Below are 4,541 nucleotides of genomic sequence, written 5' to 3'. Positions count from 1 at the left end.
ATCCGTGCTTTGTAATAATATATACCAAGCTCAGAGAGATATTGCTGTCCTGTGTAGCCAAAGCGTCCTTGATTACTGGCACTGGGCACCCCGTAACTGTCATACCTGTTAATATAATCGAGATTACCATTACTATCCGATGCGGCCACCACCGAGCCTTGATGATTTGTATACAGATACTGTCTACTGCTGCTGGTAACAGTATTACCTGCGTAAGATACCAATGGCACATCTGCACCCACAGCGTGCACATATCGATTGGTTAACACATTGCCTGAGTATTCTGCAATAAGTGCGTCGCCATCATAAATCAAGGTTTTTGTTGGGTTTGGATAGGCAGAATACCGATGTAGGCGTCCTGCTGGGTCGTAGCCTAGGCTTGCATAGTTAGACAAAATTAAGCGATTTTCAATATCGTATCCATAAGTGCGCAGCCCATCATAGGTCATATTGCCGTTGTCATCATGCCTAATGCTTTTGCCACCGCTACAATTTGTGGCCCCCGTATTGGCTCCCACACAAGTATACTGGTTTAGGCCGTTTACCTCATAATCGCCAGTATGACCCACTACATTATTGTCTTCGCGATAACGGTCGTTACTCAACGATAATTTAGTCATCTGGTTAGCGGGGTTATATTCGTAACCATAGGTTACCTTGTTACCACTGTAGTTAAAGTCATGCTTTATTTCACTAAGGCGAGAGATGTCATCATAGTCGTAAACGGTATCCACATTGTTTGCACGCTCAATACCAATTGGCCGCCCATAAACATCATAGACATGCGTAGTCATAATGCGACTGGAAGAGTTAGAGTTTTCACCAATAGTGGTTAAGCGGTTTAGTCCATCAAAATCGTACATGAAATACTTACCGTCTGGATGAGTCAACTTCGTGCGATTGCCATTTTGGTCATAATCGCTTTTCACTACAAAACTTGTACCCGAGGTGGTATTGGTTTCTTCCTTTAGCTGTCCAAAACCATCATACTCGCGGGTTATACCTAGTCCTGTAACAGAGCCATATCTAGCTTTAAGTTGTAGCCCACGCAAATCATTTTTGTAGACAACGTCCTTACTCGCAGTCCCTGGCCAGACTTTTTTGATTTGCTGATTGATATCGTTGTAGAAATAAGTGATGGTATTGACATTGTCGCGTTTTTTTAATGTCCGCAAATTATCATTATTGTCATAGGTATACTCCTCAAAATCGCTTTTACTATACCCTCCCACATTAATTTTATCAGGGAAGTTCCATCTTATTAGTCTGCTAAACTCGTCATATTCCATGTGAGCACGATTACCATTGGCATCGATCGTATCGGTTTTCAAACCACCATCGTAGATATTTTCGACATAGACCTGTTCGAGTGGCGTATCGACTGCTTTCTCAATCTTGACTACTTGGTCAAACTCGTTGTAGGTGTAACGCGTTATTCTGTCTGTGCCAGCACTATTACCTTGACATACATTGGTAATCGGATAAGAAAATGCGGCCCAAAATCCCGCTTTGTTCATTTCAACTGATTTACATTTTACGCGACCGTATTCGTCATGACTGTATAGTGTTAACGTTTCCTTTGCGTCAGAAGGAGACGTAGTGGATGCTAATACCTTCCAACCTAAATCGTTGTATTTATACCTCTGAATGGTAATCACCCTAAAAATATTATTTGACCAATTTACTGGCTTTACATTCTCCCGCTGCCAATATTCTAGATAACCCTGCTCTATTTCTATCAGTAAACCTTGACCGTTGTAACTGTTGCGCGTAGCAGGATGTTTTAAGGGACCTATCCCATCGGGGTCAGGGCCAATAGTACCCGTTAATTGTCCGGCAAGGTTATAGCGCATCGCCGATGTATAAGGCGCTGAATTTTGCACACTCATTGCGTTAAAGCTGATGACAGTCATTAATATCAGAGAAAGTATCCGGCATTGATGAGGTATAATGTTCAAAAATAATGGTTTCATTATGAGTGTCCTTTCTCTAATAAACGCAGGTAGATGGGTTTGCTTTGGGCTGCGTTACACCGATTTTATTGCCATAGATGTCGTATCGGTAGCAGGTTCGTCGTGTTGTACTCCCCGAAATTACTGACTGCTCTATCAGAAATAGGTTGGCAGAATCATAAGCATAGGTAATTTCGACCTCGTCATTACCAGTACAACTATCGCCACTAGTGGGGCTGTTAATGCAGGATTTTTCTGACGTTAATAGCCAAATGCCGTCCGGTGAAGTTGATGGACTAGCACTATTAATTTTGTAAGTGGCATAATGCTTAGTGTATGCATAGCGCGTTACCTTAGATATGCCATCTTCATTGGGTGGTAATGTGACTTCCTCAATTTGGCCTGATGGAGAGTGATATTCATAAAAACTAGTATTACCATTTCCATCGGTAATTGACGTTGCCTTGTTGCAGAATTTGCGATTATAAGGATAGCAATAGCTGGGGTAAACCGCCGTTTGCGTGATTGGTGACGATGAACCCGGCGCTTCCGTAATAGATATAACATTCCCACGCGGCGTGACATTCCCAAGTTCGTCGTCATACTTATAAGCGTAACCGACACCTGTCAATTTATCAACGAAGGTTAAAAGCCGGTTTTTGTAATCAGTACTAAGGTTAGCGCGTGTTTCTCGTGTGTCTACCGTTTCAATCACTTGGAAATAAGGATTAAAATAAACATAATTAACGCCTTTGTAGCCACCACCATAATTAATTAATCTCATCACTTGACCGCCGCTAGCTCGTTGACTAGTCCCTATGTTATAGCCTACTGTCACGTTATTATTATGCGCAGAATTTAAAACCGCACTTCCATTAGACATCCACCTCGGTCCAACACCGTTCACGGCGCCGCCGCCTGGCGTCCCTTTATTAGAATATTCATATTTCATGACCGACACGTTATCCGTTGCATCTTTGATTTCAACAATCCGCGGCACAAATCTTTCATTTGGGGGGTAGTTATACGGCTGCCCATCAATATACACAACCGTGTCTATTGCGCTATGTTTGTATTCGGTGACTCTATCCATTGCATCCGTTATTTTAAATACATTATCACCCACCCAAAATGCCTTAGGCATTCCGGCTGGCCATTCGTATTTAACTGTTGGCCATGCTCCAGTTAAATTACAACTAGCAGACGTAGGCGTACAGTATTCTATTGCATTATTGATACCCTTGATGTGCTTAGGCATCTTAGCGTGCCAATTCACAGTATCAACATACATTGGTTGACCATTCACATTTTGTGCAACTGCATTGGCCACCGAACTTGGAACAGGTCGAGTGTCAGGCTGATAGAAATATTTTAATTGAAAGCCGGTATTAGTATTGACGCTATAGATAGGCACTTCCATGCTACCTGATGATTTCGTTATGGTAATGATAAACCCATTTGGGTAAACAATTTTCGATAAACTCATTCTCACCGAGTTTCTTGCGTTTGTTATTGGATTGCTATTGCCAGTATGGTAATGATTTTCTGTTCCGCCTGAGGTCGTAAATACGTATCCCTGTCCAGCAATATGCGTTAGCGTATTTCCAGCGACATTAACGTCTTCGTATGAGCCATCAAGGTTAATTTTAAAATCTGCACCTCCGCTTGGACCAAATGCACGCAATACATAAAGGTCATTGCTTTCTCCCGAATTGTCGCTGCGCTTAACATTGTGGATGCCGCCTCGGAATTTTTCGACTGGGCCCCAGTTGCCAATGAGTTCACTGCCAAAATTCCCTGCGGTCGCTGAAATAGTATGTGTAAGACCCATGCTTCCGCCGATACTAATATCGGTTAACGTAGGGGATACATGACCAGAGATAACATTGACGCCATTATTATCCATGGTTTTATATGGTGCAGGGGATAATTGCTCGGCAAGGCCATTACCACTTACAAAAATAATACATAGCGATAGTGTTTTTAAAAGATATTTTGTTTGCATAATTAGATTTACCATAATTTATATTCTTCACGTTCGCAGACTTTTGCTTTTCTGCGTGATAATTCGACATTCTGAGGGAGTTAATTATTTGCGACCGCTTTCCTGTTGCCAGTTGCGTCATACTCATAGATGACTAATCCATTCTCGTAGTCATCTACTCTGACTAGGCGACCTAAAGCATCATATCGATAGAGGGTCTCACCTACCTGAGCTTCTTTTATGACAGTAATGGTAACGGTGTTGCTATTTGGGTAACACCCACCTGGATTACAATTTTTAAGATAATATGAGTAAGTACCCACTGGTTTACCAACAATATCAATTGTTGCATCTGTCGTATTTCCTATATAAGTACCGTTCTCATAAACAGATAATCGACCCATATAGTAGACTGGATCAATTGTCGTGTAAGACAAAATAAAGTCACCACCCGATATAGGGGCACTTGCGGTAAGTGTGGTCCCACCTTGTGCATTGACCCTTACGGTTAATGTATTTGATAGGGTGTAGGAAGAAGGATACGCACACCCTTGGCTATAGCACCCATCTATCTGGAACTTGTAGGTGCCTGGCGATAAATTTGT

General features: G+C 42.0%; 3 protein-coding genes. All 3 read right to left on the bottom strand.

Annotated features, from left to right (window positions below; translation table 11 throughout):
- Positions 1 to 1,973 (bottom strand): RHS repeat domain-containing protein (locus CXF95_RS26025; RefSeq protein ID WP_101201387.1); only part of this gene is annotated, 1,973 nt, incomplete at its 3' end.
- A 16-nt stretch (positions 1,974 to 1,989) separates the two neighbouring features.
- The gene (locus CXF95_RS26020; protein ID WP_157828252.1) at positions 1,990 to 3,957 is read right to left on the bottom strand and encodes a hypothetical protein; all 1,968 of its coding nucleotides are present in this window, start codon (positions 3,955 to 3,957) and stop codon (positions 1,990 to 1,992) included.
- Between the two features lie 80 nt (positions 3,958 to 4,037).
- Positions 4,038 to 4,541: RHS repeat protein (locus CXF95_RS26015; protein ID WP_232788050.1), on the bottom strand; the 504-nt coding region annotated here is incomplete at its 5' end.

It is taken from the genome of Paraglaciecola sp. MB-3u-78 (assembly GCF_002835935.1).
In the GTDB taxonomy this organism is placed as follows: domain Bacteria; phylum Pseudomonadota; class Gammaproteobacteria; order Enterobacterales; family Alteromonadaceae; genus Paraglaciecola.
Note: the sequence above shows the minus strand (reverse complement) of the source record. Positions and strands in the feature narration are given on the sequence as shown.

Bases quoted from the DNA above. Each gene is read 5' to 3' on its own strand.
- CXF95_RS26020 (WP_157828252.1), bottom strand. From the start codon at position 3,957: ATGCAAACAAAATATCTTTTAAAAACACTATCGCTATGTATTATTTTT.